This is a genomic window from Nocardioides houyundeii (genome assembly GCF_002865585.1).
GTDB lineage: Bacteria > Actinomycetota > Actinomycetes > Propionibacteriales > Nocardioidaceae > Nocardioides > Nocardioides houyundeii.
Window position 1 is genome coordinate 3338276 of record NZ_CP025581.1, and the last position, 19573, is coordinate 3357848.

Sequence of the window (19573 nt, forward strand, 5' to 3'; positions counted from 1 at the left end):
CGGTCTCAACGCTCGGCTGCGGCCGGCACCCAGGGTCCGGTTGAGGCAGGCTGTCGCGGATGACGGTGCTGGCGAGGCAGAGCGGGACGGTGGCCCGGAGGCGGCCACCGGCCCTGTGGCGTCGCGCGCCCCTGGTCGCCGGAGCCGGCCTGGCCGCCACCACCGGGGCGGCACTGGTGATCGCGCTCCTGGTGCGCGCGGAGTCGATGTCGCTCGCCGAGGTGCTGACGATCACCACCCTGCTGGTGGGCGGCGCTTTCGGCGCCCAGCTCGTCGGCGACGTCAGCGGCGATGCCTTCGTGGTCTCGGGCGAGGTCTCCGGCGTCGCGCACGCCGCTCCGCTCACCCTGCTCCTGGTCGCGGCGCTGACCCTGGGCAGCGTTTTCCGGCGGGCCACCCGGTACCACGACCGGGGCCGAGCCGTAGCGGGCGACGCCCTGGCCACTGCCCTGCTCCTGGCGCTCGCCGTGCTGGCCATGAGCCTGGCCTTCCGCTCGGGTTCCGGGCCCTTCCTGGTGGCCACCGACAACCTCGAGCCGCGCGACGCCGGCAACGTGGGCGGCGAGGTGGGCGTCGCGCCGGTGAGCGGGTTCCTCGCCACCTTCGCGGTGACGCTCGCGGTCCTGGCCCTCGCCTCGGTGCGCCGCGCGGACTGGCACGGGGAGCGGATGTCCCGGTGGGCCGAGCTCTGGCGTGCCCCGCTGCGGGGCGCGCTCACCCTGCTGCTGGTCCTGCCGGTCGCCGGCGTGCTGGGCGCGCTGATGCTCGCCGGCGGTCAGGAGACCTCGCTGCCGGCCGACCCGGACCCGGCCACCGGGGTGGGCCTCGGCCTTGCCGCGGTGGCCACCTGGGGGTACGCCGTGCTGGCCCTGGGCGCCTTCGCGCGGGTCGGCTACTCGGTGGACGGGACCGCCAGCGGCGGCTTCGACGAGGTGACCCCGCTGTCGTCGTACGAACGCCTGGGCCACTGGACGGCCACCGAGCCCGGTCTGTGGGGGTCGGTCGCGGTCACCTGCGCGGTGCTGCTGCTGTGCGCCGCCGTGGTGGCGCGGCACTCCCGGGGACCGGCCCGCCTGGCCGGCGACCTGGGACGGTGGCTGCTCCTGCTGGCCCTCGGCCTGCCGGTCCTGGGCCTGGCCGCCCGGCTCCGCGGCACCGGCCAGGCGCGGGGGCAGGCCTGGGGCGAGCCCGGCGCCTCGGAGTTCTCCGGGACCCTCGGCGTCTCCGTGCTGGAGTCGGCGGGCCTGCTGCTGGTCGTCGCGGCGGCCGCCGCGCTGGTGGTCGCCGCCCTCGCCCGGCGCCGCGCGCGCCCGCCCGGATAGCTACCGGTCAGTCAGTCTTGTCCGCCGCGGATCCGCGGCTCACACTTGAACCCTCGGACGGATGAGGGCCATGGAAAGACTGCTTGCCGAACTCTCAGCATCGCGCCGGGCCCTGACACACAGGCTCGGTGAGGCGATGGTGGCGGAGCCTGATCGGGAGACCGGGTCGCACCCGAGCATCGACGCCTTCTTCTCCGCGATCAGCCGGCACGCCGCCGCCGTCATCGTGGTGCTGCTCCCGGCGGCACGCGTCCGGCTCCCCGACGGCCGGGCCCGGGCGCGGGCGTTCGTCCAGGAGACCCGCCGGATGGACCTGGCTCTGGGTCAGGTGCAGTCAAAGCTGGGAGGCCTGGCCCCGGCATCGCGCCGGAGCTGGGACTCCATCTGGGCCGACGTACGCCGGGAGCTCTACACGCTGTGTCGCCTGGAGCGCCGGATGGCCCGCGACATGGCCGACGTCTCCCGCGAGGACGACCCGGACTGGCGGGAGCTGATCCGGGAGGCGGAGTCCCAGGTGCCGACGAACCGCCGCCCGCGGCCGCCCCGGCAGCGCCTCGACCGCGTGCTGTGGCGGCCGAGCTAGCCGCGGTCGGGCTCCATCGCCCAGTTGATCTCCGAGTACGGGTCGTGGCGCTCGTTGATCTGGACCGGATCGGGCACTCCGGCGGTGATCCGGGTGCCGTCGGCACGGATCCCTCCGCTGTGCGGCTTGTCCCCGAGCAGGCCGTCGAAGCGCGGACCCTGGTCGGGCAGCGGGATCTTCAGGGTCCGGTCCGAGGTCAGCGTGTACTGCACGCCCCGGACGGTCAGCGTCACCGGACCGTCGCCCTTGACGAGCCGCAGCGAGAGAGCGTCCTGGACAACCTCGACCCCTAGCCTCGACCCCTGCCAGGCGAGCGAGAAGGCGATCGAGTCCCAGGTGCTGGGCAGCCGCGGGTCGAAGGAGAGCTGGCCGCCGTGGTCCCGCATCCCGGCGAAGCCGAAGACCAGCGCCTCCCACACCCCGCCCGAGGACGCCACGTGCATCCCGTCGACGGTGTTGTGGTGCAGGTCCCCCAGGTCGGTGTACAGGGCGCGCTGGAAGTAGTCCATCGCGACGTCGTGGTAGCCGACCTCGGCCGCCATGATCGACTGCACGACTGCCGAGAGGGTCGAGTCACCGGTGGTGATCGGATCGTAGTACTCGAAATCGGCCTTCTTCTCCTCCGGCGTGAACCGGTTGCCGTGCAGGAACATCGCCAGCACCACGTCGGCCTGCTTGAGCACCTGGAACCGGTAGATCACCAGCGGGTGGTAGTGCAGCATCAGGGGCCGCAGGTCCGCGGGCGTGCGCGAGAGGTCCCAGACCTCACGGTCGAGGAAGAAGTCGTCCTGGGGATGGATCCCCAGCCCCTCGTCGAAGGGCACGGTCATGCCGTCGGCGCAGCGCTGCCACTCCTCGACCTCCTCCTTGCGGAGCCCGAGGCGCCCGACCAGCTTGTCGTGCGCGACCGGGTCGACCTCGAGCAGCCGGCTGGTGGTGCGAGCCGCGGCTTCCAGGTTGAACCGGGCCATCAGGTTGGTGAAGAGGTTGTTGTTGACCACCGTCGTGTACTCGTCGGGACCGGTGACGCCGTGGATGTGGAACGTCGGGGCCCCGCCGTTGGTGCGCCAGAAGCCGAGGTCGCTCCACATCCGGGCGGTCTCCACCAGCAGGTCGACGCCGTCGAGGCGGAGGAAGTCGTGGTCCCCGCTCCCGGTGACGTACTGCATCAGCGCGTAGACGATGTCGCCGTTGATGTGCATCTGGGCGCTGCCGGCGGCGTAGTAGGCCGAGGCCTCCTCGCCGTTGATGGTGCGCCACGGGAAGAGTGCGCCGCTCTGGGCCATCTCCTGGGCACGGATGCGCGCGGCCGGCAGCATCCGGCGACGGAAGTGCAGGGCGTTGCGGGCCAGCTGGGGCTGGGTGTAGGTCAGGAACGGCATCACGTAGATCTCGGTGTCCCAGAAGTAGTGACCCTCGTAGCCCGAGCCCGTCACCCCCTTGGCGGCGATGCCCAGGCCGTCCGCGCGGGCGCTGGCCTGCGCCAGGGTGAAGAGGTTGAAGCGCACCGCCTGCTGGACCTCGGCGCTGGCACCGACCTCGACGTCGGCGGCCTCCCAGAACCCGTCGTACCACTCGCGCTGCTTGTCGCGGTAGTGCTGGAGCGAGTGGCGGGCCACCCGGTCCAGGGTCCGGTCACAACGGTCCCTCAGCTCGCGCGGGCGGACCCCGCGCGAGGTGTGGTAGGTGACGACCTTCTCCAGCCGGACCGGGGTGCCCTCGGTGGCCTCCACCCGGAACACCGCCTTGGCCAGGTCGTCGCTGCTGCGCATCACCACCTCGTGCCCGTCGGTGGTCTCGAAGCGGTGCTGGACCGCGACGCCGAGGGTCATCCCGGAGTGCGCGCACTGGTAGCCCAGCGAGAGCCGGTCGTCGCTCGCGTCGTGGTACCTGGGCAGCAGCACCCGACCCTCGAAGTCGGAGGCCTTGCGCGGGTCGGCCGGGCCCGAGCCGCCGCCCTCGCGGCGGTAGCCGTCCTGCCCGTCCTGGCGGTTGAGCAGCTGGGAGGAGATCACCAGCGGGGCGTCCCCGGTCAGCATCGTCACCTCCAAGGTCATGCAGGCCAGGTGCCGCTCGACCATGGAGACCATCCGCGTGGACTCGACCTTGACCCGCTTGCCCGCCGGCGTGCGCCAGATGAGGCTGCGGCACAGCATCCCGGAGCGGAAGTCCAGGCGTCGCTCGTAGTGCTCGAGCTCCGAGGTGCCCAGCATCAGCGGCTCGTCGTCGACGTAGATCTTGATCAGCTTGGCGTCCGGCACGTTCACGATGGTCTGTCCGGTGCGGGCGAACCCGAAGGCCGCCTCGGCGTGCTGGATCGGCCAGGTCTCGTGGAAGCCGTTGATGAAGGTGCCGTGCTCGACGGCCTCGCGCCCCTCCTCGGGGTTGCCGCGCATGCCGAGGTAGCCGTTGCCGACGCTGAACAGCGTCTCGCAGGCGCCCAGGTCGCCGCCCGAGTACGACGTCTCCACCAGCTGCCACGGGTCCGCCGGGAACCGGCGCCGGTCCATGGGGTCGGAGAACCCCGCGGTCGGGTGGCTCACCGGTCCTGCCCTCCGTCCTCGACGAGCGCGGCCAGGTCGCTGACGACGAGGTCGGCACCGGCGTCGGTGAGCACCTGCTCGCCGGCCCCGCGGTCCACGCCGATCACCAGGGCGAAGCCGCCTGCGGCACCCGCACGGACCCCGGAGACGGCGTCCTCGAGCACCACGGACCGGTCCACCGCGGCACCGAGCTCGTGGGCGGCGTGCACGAACGTGTCCGGGGCGGGCTTGCCCGGGAGGCCCAGCTCCTCGGCCACCGCGCCGGAGACGACCGTCCGGAAGCGCTCCGACAGGCCGGCGGCCTCCAGCACCGCGGGGGCGTTCTGCGAGGAGGAGACCACCGCGAGCGGCAGCCCCAGGTCACGCAGGTGGTCCAGCAGCAGCACGGAGCCGGCGTAGGCCTTGACGCCGTCGCGCTCCAGCACGGCGTTGAAGGCGTCGTTCTTGCGGTTGCCCAGGCCCTTGACCGTCAGCGCGTCCGGGGCGTCGTCGGCAGAGCCCTCGGGGAGCTCGATGCCGCGGGAGGCGAGGAAGTCGCGCACCCCGTCGTACCGGGGCTTGCCGTCGACGTGGTCGAAGTAGTCCTGATCGGTGTACGGCGACCGGTCGCCGCCGCCGGGGGCGTCGGGATCGGCGAGGAAGCCGTTGAACATCTCCGACCACGCTCGCATGTGCACCTCAGCCGTCGGGGTGACCACCCCGTCGAGGTCGAAGAGCACTGCGTCGAAGTCGGTCCAGGTCACGAGTGGCAGAGGGCTGGGCACTCAGCCAGCGTACGCGGCGCAGGCCCCGAAGGGCTCAGCTAGTGAGGAACGCCTCCAGCAGCGGTCCGGCGGTCCCCGAGCCCGACTCGCCGCGCTCCACGAACACGGCGACGGCGAGGTCGTCGCGGAAGGCGACCATCCAGGTGTGGGTGGGCAGCTCCTGGTCCGGTCCCGGCGTGCCCCACTCGGCGGTCCCGGTCTTGGCACCCACGTCCCCGGGCAGGTCGGAGAGGAACGAGCCGGACCCCTCGCTGACCACCGCGCGCATCAGGGTGCGCAGCTGCTCCACCTCGCCGCCGGCCAGCTCGCGGGCCGGGGCGCCGCCGGTGACCTGGTGCTCGGGGACCAGCACGGGGGTCACCGTGCGACCGGCCACCACCGAGGCCACCGCGGAGGCCATGCCCAGCGGGCTGGCCAGCACCCTGCCCTGGCCGATCTGGGACGCGGCCTGCTCGGTCTCGCCCTCGGGCGCCGGCACCTGTCCGAAGTACGCCGGGTAGCCGACGTCGCGGTCGAAGCCCAGGCCCAGCGAGCCGGCGGCGTCGGCGAGCGCCCCTTCGTCCAGGCGCGTCCCGGCGTCGATGAACGCGGTGTTGCAGCTCTGGGCGAACGCGGTCCGCAGGCTCACCGGACCGAGCTGGGACGCCGGGTAGTCGTCGTAGTTCTTGAAGGTGCGCCCGTCGACCACGGTGGTGGCCGGGCACGGCACCACGTCGGTGAGCCGGGTGCCGGCGCGCAGCAGCGCCAGCGCGGTCGCCAGCTTGAACGTGGAGCCGGGCGCGTACTGCCCGGCGGTGGCCACGTTGAGGCCATCGGTGCCGGGACCGGTGGCCGCGGCCAGCACGTGGCCGTCGGAGGGGCGCACCGCCACCAGGGCGGAGGCGGTGCCGGAGACCGACGCCAGGACCTCCTCGGCTCGCATCTGCTGGGCCGGGTCGAGGGTCAGCGCCAGGTCGCGCCCGGGGGTGCCGCCGACGGTGACCAGGCTGCGGGACTCCCCCTCCTGGCCGGTCGCCACGACGGTGGTGCTGCGGGCTCCGGCCAGCTGGTCGTCGTACCGCGCCTGGAGGCCGGAGAGCCCGGTGGTGTCACCTTCGGCCAGCCGCCCCTGCGACTCCTCGATCAGCTCCGCCGTCGCGGGACCGACCCGGCCCAGCAGCTCCAGCGCGAAGTCGCGGGTGGGCGCCAGCGGCAGCTCGGCGTCGATCGCCACCGCGCCGGGTACGTCGGCGAACGCCGGGGGCACGTCGACGGCCTCCTCGGCCCGCAGCACCACCGCCTCCACGAACGCCTTCGGCCCGTAGGCCTTCACCCGGTCGACGAACGGCTTGCGGTCCACGCCTAGGAGCACCGCCACCCGGCGGGCGCTGACCACCGCCTGACGGGGGGCGAGCTGCGCCTTGTCGAGGCCGTAGCGCACCACGGGCCGGTCGGCGACGATCGGCTCACCGCCCGCACCCAGGACCCGCCCCCGGGCACCGCGGCCGTTGCTCAGCGACACCGTGTCACCCGGGACCAGGTCCGGGTGGACCACGGCCGGCTCCCAGGACAGCGCCCACTCGTCGTCCTGGTGGACCAGCGTGGCCGACGAGGAGTACTCCCAGGTGCCGCCGGGCAGCTCCCAGGTCCAGTCCAGCAGGGCACTGGCCCGGTCCTCACCGGCCCCCTCGCCCTCGCCCTCGGGCACCTCGGTCACCTGCGCCAGGGACACCGCCACCGGGGCGTCGGCGAAGGGCTCGAGGAGGGCGGCGAGCTCGTCGGCCGCCTCGGGGCTCGACCCGGGCGCCAGTGGCACTTCGGCGAGGGTCTTCTCGGACAGGCTGGCGGCCACCTCGGCGGCCAGCGTGTCGGGACCTGCCTCGTCCCCCTGCCCGCTGCAGCCCGTCAGGGCGAGCAGCGCACCGCTGAGCACGGCGAGCAGGGGGCGCAGTCGTTGCCGGGGGTGTCGCATGACAGGTGATCCTCCCCTGTCGTCCCCAGCCTCGGGCTCAGGCCTCGGTAGCGTGGACCACGTCGCGCTCCTCGGCGAAGTGGCAGGCGCTGGGGTGGGGGTGCCCCGGACGCGGGATCAGCAGCGGCACCTCTTCGGCGCAGATGTCCTGCGCCTTCCAGCACCGGGTGCGGAACCGGCAGCCCGACGGCGGGTCGGCGGGCGAGGGCACGTCCCCCTCCAGCACGATCTCGTCGCGCATGCCGCGCAACGTGGGGTCAGGCACGGGCACGGCCGAGAGCAGCGCCTGGGTGTAGGGGTGGGTGGGGTGGTCGTAGATCTCGGAGTCGGTGCCGACCTCCATCACCTTGCCCAGGTACATCACGCCCACCCGGTCGGCGATGTGACGCACCACCGAGAGGTCGTGGGCGATGAAGATGTAGGACAGGTCGAACTCGCCCTGGAGCCGCTCGAGCAGGTTCATCACCTGCGCCTGCACCGAGACGTCGAGCGCGCTCACGGGCTCGTCGCAGACGATGATGGCGGGCCGCAGCGCCAGCGCCCGGGCGATGCCGATCCGCTGCCGCTGACCGCCGGAGAACTGGTGGGGGTAGCGGTTGATGTGGTCGGGGTTGAGGCCGACCAGGTCGACGAGCTCGCGGACCTTCGCGCGCCGATCGCCCTTGGGCGCGACGTCGGTGTGGATCTCGAAGGGCTCGCCGATGATGTCGCCGACGGTCATCCGGGGGTTCAGGGACGTGTAGGGGTCCTGCATCACCATCTGGATGTCGCGACGCGCCTTGCGCACCTGCTCCTGGGAGAGGGTCGACAGGTCCGTGCCGTTGACCACGATGGAGCCCGAGGTGGGCGTCTCCAGGCCGGTGAGCAGCTTGGCCAGGGTCGACTTGCCGCAGCCGGACTCGCCGACGATGCCGAGGGTCTCGCCGCGGCGGAGCTCGATGTTGACTCCGTCGACGGCCTGCACGGCCCCGACCTGCCGCTTGAACATGATCCCCTGGGTCAGCGGGAAGTGCTTGACCAGGTCGTGGGTCTCGAGGACGATTTCACTCACCTTCGCGGACCTCCTTCCAGAAGTGGCAGGCACTCGTGTGCTGCGCGGCGACGGCGTACTCCGGCGGCGGCGGGTCCTGACGGCAGACGTCGCGGGCATAGCGGCAGCGGGGGTTGAACGGGCACCCCTGCGGGATGTCCGTCAGCGCCGGGGGCAGGCCCCCGATGACCGCCAGGTCCTGGCCCTTGCGGTCCAGGCGCGGGATCGACTCCAGCAGGGCCTTGGTGTAGGGGTGCGAGGGCCGGGCGTAGATGTCGAGGACCGGAGCCCGCTCCACGACACGGCCGGCGTACATCACCGAGATCCGGTCCGCCACGTCCGCGACCACGCCCATGTCATGGGTGATCAGCACCAGCGACATCTTGCGCTCCTCGCGGAGCTCGGCCAGCAGCTTCATGATCTGGGCCTGCACGGTGACGTCCAGGGCCGTGGTCGGCTCGTCGGCGATCAGCACGTCGGGGTCCAGCGCCAGGGCCATCGCGATCATCACGCGCTGACGCATGCCGCCGGAGAACTGGTGCGGGAAGTCCGAGACCCGCTGCTTGGCTGCAGGGATCTTGACCAGGTCCAGCATCTCGATGGCGCGGGCCTTGGCGTCCTTGCGCGACATCCCCCGGTGGACCCGGAAGAGCTCGCCGAGCTGGTAGCCCACGGTGAACACCGGGTTCAGCGCGGAGAGCGCGTCCTGGAAGATCATCGCGATGTTGTTGGCCCGGTACTGACGGCGCTCCGCCTCGGGCAGGGCCAGCAGGTCGGTGCCGCGGTAGAGGATCTGGCCGCCGGTGATGGCCGCCGGAGGCGACTCCAGGATGCCCATGACGGCCTGGGCCGTCACGCTCTTGCCGCAGCCGGACTCGCCCAGGATCGCCAGGGTCTCGCCCTGGTCGACCCGGAAGCTCACGCCGTTGACGGCGTTCGCGACACCGGCCCGGGTGCGGAACTCCACGTGCAGGTCCTTGACCTCCAGCGGTGCCGCTGTCTGGTCGAGCGCCTGCCCGCCTGGGGAGATCGAGCCGTCGGCGCTCAGCACCTCTTTGTTGTGATCAGTCATCGGTCCCTCACTGGAGCTTCGGGTCGAGGGCGTCGCGAAGTGCGTCGCCCGCGAGGATGAACGACAGGACCGTTCCCACCAGCAGGCCGACGGGGAACAGCAGCAGCCAGGGGTCGGTGTCGAAGTACTGCTGGTGCATGTTGATCATCACGCCCCACGACGCCGAGGGCGGCTGGAGGCCGACCCCGAGGAACGTCAGCGTGGCCTCGGCGCTGACGAAGCCGCCGAGCATGATGGTGGCGTAGACGACGACCGGGGCGAGCGTGTTGGGCAGGATGTGCTTGAACATGATCCGGGAGTTGGTCGCGCCCAGCGCTCTCGCCGCCTGCACGTAGTCCAGGTTGCGCGCCTCGATCACGCTGCCGCGCAGGATCCGCGCGATGACCGTCCAGCCCAGCACGGTCAGCACCATGGCCACCGTCCAGATGTTGCGCGAGCTCACCATGGCGAGCACGACCAGGGCGCCGAGCAGGAACGGCAGCGCCAGGAAGATGTCGGTGATCCGGGACAGGATCGCGTCCAGCCAGCCGCCGAAGAACCCGGACAGCAGCCCGATGGCACCGCCGATCACGATCACAGCGGCGGTGGCCACCACGGCGATCGCGAGCGAGGGGCGGGCCCCGTAGATCGCGTGCGCGTAGTAGTCGCAGCCCAGCAGGTTGAACCCGAAGGGGTGACCGGAGGTGGGTGGCTGCCGCGACTGGCTAATGGAGCAGTTGAACGGGTCCTGGCTGGTCCAGAGCTTGGGGAACACCGCCATGGAGGTCACCACGAGCAGGTAGAGCAGCGACAGCATGAAGATCGGGCTGCGCACCAGCTGGCGGCGAGCGTCTCCCCACAGGCTGCTGGGCTTGCCCTCCTGCGACGCGCGCGTCGCGTCTTCCGGCCCCGTGCCCATCGCGGGCGACCCCGGCGTGGACGCACCCATCATGGGCGACTCCAGCGCGGGCGACGTGGTCGGAGGGTTCAGGGACGGGTCAGTCATAGCGGATCCTCGGATCGAGAACGGCGTACAGGATGTCGACCAGCAGGTTCACCACCAGGAAGACCAGGACCAGCACGGTGACGATGCCCAGGACGACCGACGGTTGGTGCTGGGTGACGGCACGGAAGATCTCTCGTCCGATCCCCGGCACGCCGAAGATCCCTTCCGTAATGATGGCACCACCCATCAAGGTCCCGAAGTCGACGCCGACGTAGGTGACGACCGGGATCAGCGAGTTGCGCAGCGTGTGGACGCCGATGACCCGCTTCTCCGGCAGACCCTTGGCCCGCGCGGTCCGGACGTAGTCGGCCCGGATGTTCTCCAGGATGCTGGTCCGGGTGAGCCGGGCGGTGGCGGCGAGCGAGACAGCGCCCAGCACCAGGCCGGGGATGATCAGGCTGGCCCAGGGGTAGTCGGGCTTGTAGACGGGGCTCAGCACTCCGAAGGCGAACCAATCTGGCCAGTCCCCGCTGTCGCGGAACCAGTTGCCCACCTTGACCAGGAACAGGTCGCGGATCACGAAGCCCAGGACGAAGACGGGCACGGAGATCACCAGCACGGTGCTGATCTTGACCAGGTAGTCGAAGAAGCCGCCGGACCGGAGGCCGGCCAGGACACCGGCGGCGACGCCGACGACGACCTCGAAGACGATCGCGATGACCACGACCTTCACGGTGTAGCTGAGGCCGTCGGCGATGATGTCGGTGACCGGGCGCCTGGTGAAGTTCGTGCCCAGGTCGAAGTGCAGGAAGATGTTGTTGAGGCGCTCGAAGTAGAGGCCGATGCATGGGTCCCCGACCCGCGTCAGGCACTCGTCGCCGAGGCCGAGCGAGTCGGCCATGGCGCTCATCTGCGCCTCACTGGGGCGACGATCGCCGAAGAGGGCCCGGACCGGGTTGCCGGTGAGCTGGATGCTCAACGACGTCAGGTAGTGCAGCAGAAAGATGGCGCCCAGCACAGTCGGGATGAACTGGAGCAGGCGCCGTATGACGTAACGTCCCACGCGGGGATCCTCCTCGAGAGCGGCCAGCGGTGGCGACGACCCCCGCGAGGGGGGCCGCCGCCACCAACTAGACCAGCCGGATGTTGAGAACTAGCTTCAGCTGCTCATCGAGAGCTGGCCGTAGTCCACGTCCGTGATCGGGTTGTGCACCATCTCGGTCACGTTGTCGCTCCACACCACGGTGGTCAGACCCCACCACATGGGGATGACCGGCATGTCCTCGGCGAGGAGGTCCTCCGCCTGCTGGTAGAACGGGATCGCGTCCTGGAGGGAGTCGGCGCCGTCGCCCTGCTTGAGCAGGTCGTCGAACGTCGGGTTGGCGTAGCCGGAGTTGTTGCTGCTCGCTCCGGTGGTGTACAGCGGCGCCAGGTAGGTCTCCATGACCGGGTAGTCCGGGCCCCAACCGAGGCGGTACGGACCGGTGAACTTCTTGTCGTCGGCGATCTTGAGGTACGCGCCGAAGTCGTTCACGTCGACCTTGAGCTTGTAGTCGATGCCCAGCGCGCTCTTCCAGCCATCACCGATGGCCTGCAGCCACTCCTCGTGACCGGCGCCACCGTTGGCCCACAGCTCCACGGGACCCGTGATGCCCTCGGACTCGTCGTAGAGAGCCTTCGCGGCGTCGGGGTCGTACTCGCAGAACTCGCAGATGCCCTCGCGAGCACCGTCGAAGTTCGGCGCGACGAAGCCGCTGGCCGGGGAGAGGGCGCCGTCGAAGATGGCGTTGATGATCGACTCACGGTCGATCGCCATGGAGAGCGCCTGACGGAGCTTCTTGTCCTGGAAGCGCTTGTCGTAGGTCGGGAGACCCAGGTAGGTGAAGCTGGAGCTCGGCTCCTTGAGCAGGGTGTCGCCGTAGTTCTGCTCGACCTCGGCCAGCTTGTTCGGCGGGACGGTGTACATCACGTCGAGCTCGCCGCCCTCGAACGCCGCGTACGCGGTGTCGACGTCGTCGAAGATGCGGTAGATGAGGTTGTCAGGCTTGCCCTTGTCCTCGCCCGCGTAGTCCTCGTTGCGGGTGAGCTTGATCTGGACGTTGTTCTCCCACTCGCCGTCGATCTTGTAGGGACCGTTGCCGATGGGGGCCTTGTTGCAGGCGTCCCAGTCGTCGAGGCACTCCTGCGCCACCGGGAAGAACCCGGAGTAGCCGAGCACGGAGACGAAGCCCGAGAAGGGGCTGGACAGCTCGATGGTGAAGGAGGAGTCGTCGACCTTCTTCAGACCGGAGAAGGTGGCGTCCTTCTTGGCGCCCTCCTTCTGCATCTCGTCGAAACCGGCGATGCGGTTCATGAAGTAGGAGTTGTTCTGCGCGTTGTTCACGTTGCCCGCGTAGTTCCAGGCGCGCAGGAAGGAGTCAGCGTCAACGGGCTCGCCGTTGGTGAAGGTGTAGCCATCCTTCAGCGTGACGGTCCAGGTCTTGTTGTCATCGGACTCGATCGACTCGGCGATGTCCATCTCGGGCTCGCCGTCCTGGTTGTACTTCACCAGGCCGCGGTACATCTGGCGGACCACGAAGATCGACGGCTCGTCGTCTGCCGCGGTGGGAACCAGGAAGGCCGGCTCCGAGCTGTAGATGCGCAGATCGCCGCCGGTCGCCGCAGCTGAGTCGCCGTTGTCGTCGTCCGAATCCGATCCCCCACAGGCCGCAGTGAGCATTCCGAGTGCCGCGACTGCTGCCGCGAGCCTCACGCTTGCTGTCCTTCGCATATTGCCTCCATCTGGAACGCCGTTCCCGGCGCACGGTCAGGACGTGTTCGTCCCGGTGGTCACCATGTCACCGAAAGGCAAAAAGAACGAGAGGGTGTTATCGACTTGTGACTGCACCGATGCCGGAGCGACGCGCCGGGCCCTCCCGGGTCCGCCAGGCGCCTTGCGCCGGTCAGGTGGGGGCGAGGTGGTGGTTGATGAGGTGGAGCTCGGCGGTGGTGGCGTGGTGGTAGCGCTGGCCTTGGTGGTTGGTGAGGGGTCGGGTGCCGTGGGGTCCGACGAGGTAGTGGTGGCCGTGGGGGGTGGTCCAGGCGTAGGTCGCGGGGGCGATCTGGCGTGAGTGGAACCCGGCGTGGGTCTTCCACTGGTGGTGGCGTCGGGACAGGGGTGCGCTGTTGTGGGTGCCGGTCTGGGGTGGGTGGCCCGGTGGTGCGCCGTGGCGGTAGGGGGTGGGGTGGTCGTGGTCGAGGCGTCTGCTGCCTCCGGTGGCGTAGGGGAAGGTGTCGCGGGCGCCGACCAGGAGCCGGATGCGTTCCTTCAGGCCTGGGGAGTGTTCGTAGGCGGTGGTGGTGATGGTCTCGGCGAGGTCGATGACGGGTTTGACGGTGAGGTGGGTGTGGGTCAGCCAGCCGGTGAGCTGGGTGGCCAGGACGGGGCCGTGGCCCTCGACGCGGGCCACCCCGGTCTCGGGGTGGGTCAGGGTGTGGTCGGTGAGGTGGAGGTAGAGCACCGCGGCGGGGCGCAGCCGGGTGGGGTCGATGCTGCGTAGCGCGGTGAGCAGGTCGGCGGGGAACGCCAACGCCCGGCTCAGCACGGGGCCGTCCTGAGGGTCGGCAGCGTCCTGGGGGTCGGTGGGTTCGGCGGGGTCCTGGGGGTCGGTGGGCTCGGTGGGTTGGTCTGGTTGGTCTGGTTGGTCGGGGGTGGTGTGTTCCAGGAGGAGCTGGAGCAGCTCCGCAGGACGGGCCAGCCATCCCAGGGCCTCGGCCCGGAGCTCGTCCCGGCTGGGCCGCGGCGCAGCCCCAGCTGTCCCTGTCTGGGCGGCTGCCTGGTCGGCTGAATGGTTGGCTGTCTGGGCGTGCTGGGTGGCCAGGATCTCTGCGACCCGTGCCACCATCGCCTCCACGTAGACCGCGTCTCCGGCCTCGACCCGGGCCACCAGGTGCCGCAGGCCGTGCTCATCGGTACGCGAAAGGGAGACGAACCGGCGCCGCCGCTGCTCCTCGACCCGGGCCGCGTGCCCGGCCGGGTCGGCCGCGATGACCGCAGCCTCGGCGACCTCCAGCACCCGCGCGGGCGCCTCCCCGCCGATGCACGCCGCGACCGCGGCATCGACCACGCCGACCTCGACCAGCCCCAACCGCCGCGACAACGACGCCACCCGCCGCGCCAGCCACGGCTCGCACCCCAACCCCAGCACCACCGCCCAGGTCCGCGGCAACCGCCACTGCAGATCCAGCACATCAGCCATCGCCGAGCGCACCGAGAGCCCGTGCACCCGACGTACCACCGCCAGCTCTCCCAGGCACAGGTCCCGCACCCGCGGCGTGCCCTCACCACCGATGTCGACCAACCGGTCCCACCCCGACGCCCCGGGGTCATCACGCGGGTCACTGCCGTGCAGCAGCGCCCACTGGGCCACCAGCCGCAGGTCCTCCACCTCCACCGACCGCCGCGCCACCAACGCACACTCAGCCCGCTCCAACACCCCCGCAGCATCCAGCTCGTCGAGAGGGAACACATCTCCCTCGATCGACCCGCAGGCACTCGGCAACGTCATGGACCCAAGCATAATCGAACAGGTGTTCGAGCGACATCGCCCAGACTGGGGATCCGATGTGTCATGTGGCAGGACAGACCTGCGCGGCTGTCAGGTCACATGGGGCGTTTCGCGCCGCTTTCGCCGGAACCCGCCACGCCGCGGGCCCGATCGGGCCAGCCTCGAAGCATGAACGGGAACCTCAGCGACGACCAGCTGGAGTCTTGGTGCCGCAACGCGGCGTACGCCGTGGCGGCAGGCTTCACCACCTTCACCCTCGCCATGTGGGGACGCACCGGCGAGGTGGACCCGGCCTTCCTGGTCGCCGCCGTGCTGCTGTGGACCGTGCTGCTCGTGGTCGGCGACCCGCCCTCCCACGAGCCCTCCTGAGGCTGTCGCGGACCGCGCCGGACATGCAACCTCTGCTCCCCCACCCGCGTCTGGGGATGCGCAACCATGAGTGGAGGTGGACGGTGGTCAGCACCCTGGTCAGCTCGGGAGGAACGGTGGGCCGTGGCGCACGCGAAGCTGCCCGGGACGCGGACTTCTCGGCGTACATGGCTGCCCGGCAGCCGTCACTGCTGCGCACGGCGTACCTGCTGACGGGCGAGCGGGCCCAAGCCGAGGACCTCGTCCAGACCGCCTTCGCCAAGCTCTACCTGTCGTGGGACCGGATCCGGGACCGGGAGTCCCTCGACGGCTACGTGCGTCGGATCCTCGTGAACGAGCACAACTCCCTGTGGCGCCGTCCCTGGCGGCGCTCGGAGCGCCCCAGCGAGACCCTGCCGGACTCCCCCGTGGTCGAGCAGTACGACGATGGGCACGGCGCCGCCGTATGGTCCTTCGTGCAGACACTTCCCCCAAGCAACGCGCCGTCATCGTGCTCCGCTACTACGAGGACCTGTCCGAGGCCGAGATCGCCACCGTGCTGGGCATCAGCTCCGGGACCGTCAAGTCACAGGCGAGCCGGGCGCTGGCAGGCCTGCGGCAGCGGGCGCCGCGGTCCCTGGACCCTCGCGAGGACGAGGAGCAGTCATGACCGACCTCGAGCACGACCTGTCCACCTCGCTCCACGACCGGGCCGAGGCAGTGCCGGCCGCTCCGCTCACCTTCGACGGGGTTCGCGGCCGTGCCCGGCGGATCCGCCGGAAGCGCCAGGGGCTGGTGGCCGCCGGGCTCGCCGCGGTCGTGGCGGTCGTGGTGCCAACGGCGCTCCTGTTCGCCCCGCGCAGCAGCGACGACGCACCCTCCCCGGCGACTCCCCCCACCGGGCAGGTCATCCCCGACCACGCGCTCGCCGGCAACCAGACGCTCGACGTCACGGGGCTGCCGTTGGGAACCCGTCCGCTGGTCGGCTACCTCGACCTCACCGGAGACCGCCCGGTGGCCGTCTCCGCGGACGGCGACGAGGTGGCCCTGACCACCGATGGCCGGCCCCTGTCGTGGACCCGGCTCGGCGACGGGAGGTACGTGGTGGAGACCACGGAGCAGGGCGCCATCTCGGTCGAGGTGCTGGCCGCCACCGGGGCCCTGGAGGGCAGCTACCCGGCCACCGGGTCACTGGTCGTCGACCAGGACCACCGACAGGTGGCCTGGCCCGAGGGCCCCGCGGTGATGGTCCTGCAGTCCGGCGCCGAGCGGCCCCGACCCCTGGGCTCCGTGGCGGACGGGCAGGAGATCCGGCTGGTGGACCTGACCGGGTCGGACTGCTTCGCCGAGCTGGTGCCGGGCGCGCCGAGCGGGGGATGCACGGCCTTCGGCACGGTCACTCGGCCGGACGGGGCGAGCGAGGGCTGGCTGGTGGGGACCGGCGGCGACGACGCCGCCAGCAGCGAGGGCCACTTCCGCAGCCTGGCGGACTGGGTGGACGCCGGCGACCCGCAGGAGACCAGCTGGGTGAGCTACCAGGCCGGCATCCGGGAGGTCCGCGAGGACCTGAGCACCTGCTCCGGCATCTTCGGCGTCGACGAGCGGTCCCGCCGGAGCCGCTGGCTCATCGAGACCTGCGAGCACCGCTTCGACTCCTTCTCCCCCGACCACGGATCGTTGCTGGCCTGGGAGTCCTACGGCGACGGCGTCGGCCACTACGAGATCGCGATGTACGACATGGAGACCCGGTCGCTGCGCTGGAGCCGCTCGGCCACCGGGCCGGGCATGGCGCACGTGAGCTCCGCCGCCTGGGAGGACGACGACCACGTGCTGGCACCGGCGTACCAGGACGGGCAGTGGCTGCTGGTCCGCTTCGGACCCGACGGCGCGATGGAGCGCGTCACGGAACCGGCCCCGGCGAGGACGTGGAGCCCGCGTACCTGCCGGAGACCCAGCACTGACGGTCAAGGACGAGACAGCTGCCAGCGCACCAGACCGCTCAGCAGGTCGACCGCGACGATGAGGACCAGCACCATCAGGATGTAGGTCATCATCTCGTCGAACCGGAAGAGCGACATGGCCTGGTTGATCGAGAACCCGATGCCTCCGGCCCCGACGAGCCCCAGCACCAGCGACGAGCGCACGTTGACGTCGAACCGGTACAGGAGCAGGCCCATCAGCTGCGGGACCACGGTCGGGAACACCGCGTGGGAGGCGATCTGCAGGTTCGACGCCCCAGCGGAGCGCAGCGCCTGGACCGGACCGTCGTCGGCCTCCTCCATCGCCTCGGCCCACAGCTTCGACATCACGCCGCTGTTGTGGCAGATGATCGCCAGCACGCCCGCGAACGGGCCGAGCCCCACCGCGGTGACGAAGACCAACGCGAACACGATGTCGGGGACCGCCCGGAAGAACGACATCAGGACGCGGGCCAGGCCGTAGACCAGCCACAGCCGCGAGGTCGTGCGCGATCCCAGGATCGCCAGCGCCAGGGAGAACGGAACCGAGAGGGTCGTGCCGAGGAGGCCGATCGCCAGGGTGGTGCCACAGCCCTTGAACCCCTGACTCACCACGTCTGCGCTCAGGTCCGGGGGGAGCGCGGAGCCGATGAAGTCGGCCATCCCCGCCCAGCCGCGCACGAGCGCGTCGAGCGCAAAGTCGGTCTGCCGCCAGGCGACGACGTGCGCCACGACCAGGACCGCCAGGACCGCGATCGTCCACGCAAGCGCAACCGACCTTCGCTGGCTGGGGGGCACCGGTAGTCGGGCGCTAGAGACCCCCACACTCCTCACAGCAGACTCGCCGCGAGGTCTGGCTCGTAGAGCTCCGCCACCAGACTGTCGTCAAGGTGCTGGGGCGAGGAGGTGAACGCGATCCGGCCCTGTCGCAGACCGACTACGCGGTCGGCGTGTCGCCGAGCCAGGTCTGGCTGGTGCAGGACTGCCGCGACGGCCATCCCCTCATCGGCCAGGGAGCGGAGCAGACGCATCACCTGCTCTGCCGCTGCCGGGTCGAGCGCGGAGACCGGCTCGTCGGCGAGCAGCACCCGCGCGCGCTGACACAGCGCACGCGCGACCGCCACCCGCTGCTGCTGGCCGCCAGACAGGCGACCCGCGCGCGTGTGCGGCCGATCAGCGAGTCCCACCCGCTCCAGACAGGCCATCGCCTCCTCCCGGATCTCGGACGGAATCGCCCACGGCGACCAGGAGCGGCTGAGCGGTATCCGAGCAAGCGCCCCGGCACACACGTTGTCGAGCACGGTGCGACGCGGCACCAGGTGGATTCGCTGGAACACCATCGCGACCGCGCGCACCGGGCGGCCCGGTAGGACGACCTGGTCGCCGACGGTGATGGTCCCGGCCGACGGCTCGGTGAGCCCGACGACGCACCGCAGGGCCGTCGACTTCCCCGAGCCGTTCGCGCCGAGCAGCGTCACCAGCTCCCCGCTTCGCACGTCTAGGTCGAAGCCGGACAGGACGGTCGTGGCGCCGTACGACTTGTCGAGCCCACGGATCGACAGGTTCAGTCCTGCCCGAGGCACCATGGTGTCGATCTCGGTCACAGGTCGTCCTCGGTCAGGCCGAGCGTCTCGGCCAGGTCCACGACCGGCTGGTAGGTCTTCTCGTCGACCTCGACCATCGGGTTCTCACCGGGGGTGAAGTCCAGGTACTCGCCGATGGGCGCCACCGTCTCCGGGTCCAGGTTGAGCAGCGCCTCCTGCACCGCCGCACGGAACTCCTCGCTGGTGTGCGGCGCGACCGTGATCGGGTCGTTGGCGATCGGCTCGGACTCCCAGATCTGGACGAAGTCCGCCGGGTCGAACATGCCTTCGGCCTCCGCGGCCGCCAGTGTCTGGGAGTTGATCTCCGCAGCCTCGACCTTGCCGTGAGTCAGGGCCAGGAGCGCCTCGGTGTGCCCCCCGGCGTAGTCCACCGTCACCTCGCCATCCACGCCGGCGTCGATCAGCGCCTTGCGGGGCACGGCATCCCCGGAGGTGGAGCCCGGCTCGGAGAGCGCCAACGTGTGGCCCGCGAGACCCTCGATGTCGGTGATCTCGGAGCCCTTCGGGACCCAGAGTCCACCGGTGTAGGAGGAGAGCGAACCGTCCTCGGCTGCGAACGACACCACAGGGATCGCACCGGCCTGCTCGTGGGCGAACACGTAGCCCAGGGGCCCGAACTGACCGATCTCCAGCTGCTCGTTCTTCATGGCGAGGATCTCGGCGACGTAGCTGTCGGCGACGCTGAGCTCGACGGGACAGTCGAGCTTCTCCTCGAGCGCCTTGCCGAGCTCCTCATAGATCGGGATCAGCGTGGCGGGGTCCTCGTAGGGCTCGATGCCGAAGCGCACCTTGCCACCGGGGCAGATGTCGGCGGCGGCGGCCTCGGCGTCGTCGCCCCCGCCGCAGGCGGTGAGCCCCAACGTGAGTGCGGCGAGACCAGCGACGAGGGCGAGCTTGCGGGACTGGAACATGACTTCTCCTTGGAA

General features: G+C 70.8%; 17 protein-coding genes and 1 pseudogene. 6 read left to right on the top strand and 12 right to left on the bottom strand.

The annotated features are described in order from the left end of the window. Positions 1-59 precede the first annotated feature (59 nt). On the top strand, positions 60-1322 hold the full coding sequence (locus tag C0R66_RS16070; RefSeq protein WP_101525553.1) for a hypothetical protein: 1263 nt from the start codon (positions 60-62) through the stop codon (positions 1320-1322). Positions 1323-1458: 136 nt separating this feature from the next. Further along, positions 1459-1905 (top strand): hypothetical protein, encoded by a 447-nt coding sequence (locus C0R66_RS16075; RefSeq protein WP_101525554.1) that lies wholly within the window; start codon positions 1459-1461, stop codon positions 1903-1905. On the opposite strand, the gene C0R66_RS16080 is transcribed toward C0R66_RS16075, so the two are convergent. From C0R66_RS16080 to C0R66_RS18765, 9 genes are all read right to left on the bottom strand, one after another. After that, positions 1902-4415: a glycoside hydrolase family 65 protein gene (locus C0R66_RS16080; protein WP_101526318.1), complete on the bottom strand. Its 2514-nt coding sequence runs from the start codon at positions 4413-4415 to the stop codon at positions 1902-1904. The two genes, C0R66_RS16075 and C0R66_RS16080, sit on opposite strands and share 4 nt — an antisense overlap. Positions 4416-4444: 29 nt before the next feature. After that, positions 4445-5212, bottom strand: a complete 768-nt coding sequence (locus C0R66_RS16085) for an HAD family hydrolase (protein WP_240311832.1) — start codon at positions 5210-5212, stop codon at positions 4445-4447. Between the two features lie 34 nt (positions 5213-5246). Continuing rightward, positions 5247-7163 carry a penicillin-binding transpeptidase domain-containing protein gene (locus tag C0R66_RS16090; RefSeq protein ID WP_101525556.1) on the bottom strand — a complete coding sequence of 639 codons (1917 nt, stop codon included), beginning with the start codon at positions 7161-7163 and terminating at the stop codon, positions 5247-5249. A 37-nt stretch (positions 7164-7200) separates the two neighbouring features. Next, positions 7201-8214: an ABC transporter ATP-binding protein gene (locus tag C0R66_RS16095; RefSeq protein ID WP_101525557.1), complete on the bottom strand. Its 1014-nt coding sequence runs from the start codon at positions 8212-8214 to the stop codon at positions 7201-7203. Next, positions 8207-9265, bottom strand: coding sequence for an oligopeptide/dipeptide ABC transporter ATP-binding protein (locus C0R66_RS16100; protein ID WP_101525558.1), 1059 nt, complete (start codon positions 9263-9265; stop codon positions 8207-8209). Before C0R66_RS16100 ends, C0R66_RS16095 begins: the two co-directional genes overlap by 8 nt. Positions 9266-9272: 7 nt before the next feature. Next, positions 9273-10250, bottom strand: a complete 978-nt coding sequence (locus C0R66_RS16105) for an ABC transporter permease (protein ID WP_199286713.1) — start codon at positions 10248-10250, stop codon at positions 9273-9275. Then, the gene (locus tag C0R66_RS16110; RefSeq protein WP_101525559.1) at positions 10243-11253 is read right to left on the bottom strand and encodes an ABC transporter permease; all 1011 of its coding nucleotides are present in this window, start codon (positions 11251-11253) and stop codon (positions 10243-10245) included. Before C0R66_RS16110 ends, C0R66_RS16105 begins: the two co-directional genes overlap by 8 nt. A gap of 96 nt (positions 11254-11349) precedes the next feature. After that, the gene (locus C0R66_RS16115) at positions 11350-12942 is read right to left on the bottom strand and encodes a peptide ABC transporter substrate-binding protein (protein WP_199286714.1); all 1593 of its coding nucleotides are present in this window, start codon (positions 12940-12942) and stop codon (positions 11350-11352) included. A 190-nt stretch (positions 12943-13132) separates the two neighbouring features. Beyond that, positions 13133-14737 (bottom strand): hypothetical protein, encoded by a 1605-nt coding sequence (locus C0R66_RS18765; protein ID WP_158648078.1) that lies wholly within the window; start codon positions 14735-14737, stop codon positions 13133-13135. 168 nt (positions 14738-14905) lie between these two features. Between C0R66_RS18765 and C0R66_RS16125 the strand changes: the two genes are divergently transcribed. The 4 genes and pseudogenes from C0R66_RS16125 to C0R66_RS16135 all read left to right on the top strand — a co-directional run bounded on the left by C0R66_RS16125 (position 14906) and on the right by C0R66_RS16135 (position 17131). Beyond that, a complete protein-coding gene (locus C0R66_RS16125; RefSeq protein ID WP_101525562.1) occupies positions 14906-15106 on the top strand; it encodes a hypothetical protein in 201 nt (66 codons plus the stop codon). A 167-nt stretch (positions 15107-15273) separates the two neighbouring features. Then, positions 15274-15414, top strand: a pseudogene (locus tag C0R66_RS19655) (sigma factor); the annotation flags it as partial. 137 nt (positions 15415-15551) lie between these two features. Beyond that, positions 15552-15755 carry a sigma factor-like helix-turn-helix DNA-binding protein gene (locus C0R66_RS19660; protein ID WP_241901483.1) on the top strand — a complete coding sequence of 68 codons (204 nt, stop codon included), beginning with the start codon at positions 15552-15554 and terminating at the stop codon, positions 15753-15755. Further along, the gene (locus C0R66_RS16135; protein WP_101525563.1) at positions 15752-17131 is read left to right on the top strand and encodes a hypothetical protein; all 1380 of its coding nucleotides are present in this window, start codon (positions 15752-15754) and stop codon (positions 17129-17131) included. The genes C0R66_RS19660 and C0R66_RS16135 overlap by 4 nt, the downstream gene beginning before the upstream one ends. Here the strand turns inward: C0R66_RS16135 and phnE are convergent. Genes phnE through C0R66_RS16150 form a run of 3 tightly spaced genes read right to left on the bottom strand, consistent with a single transcriptional unit; the run spans position 17050 to position 19558 of the window. Next, positions 17050-17841 (bottom strand): phosphonate ABC transporter, permease protein PhnE, encoded by a 792-nt coding sequence (gene phnE / locus C0R66_RS16140; RefSeq protein ID WP_241901484.1) that lies wholly within the window; start codon positions 17839-17841, stop codon positions 17050-17052. The two genes, C0R66_RS16135 and phnE, sit on opposite strands and share 82 nt — an antisense overlap. Before the next feature lie 32 nt (positions 17842-17873). Beyond that, a complete protein-coding gene (locus tag C0R66_RS16145; protein WP_241901485.1) occupies positions 17874-18647 on the bottom strand; it encodes a phosphonate ABC transporter ATP-binding protein in 774 nt (257 codons plus the stop codon). Then, on the bottom strand, positions 18644-19558 hold the full coding sequence (locus tag C0R66_RS16150) for a phosphate/phosphite/phosphonate ABC transporter substrate-binding protein (protein WP_101525565.1): 915 nt from the start codon (positions 19556-19558) through the stop codon (positions 18644-18646). The genes C0R66_RS16145 and C0R66_RS16150 overlap by 4 nt, the downstream gene beginning before the upstream one ends. Positions 19559-19573: the final 15 nt, after the last annotated feature.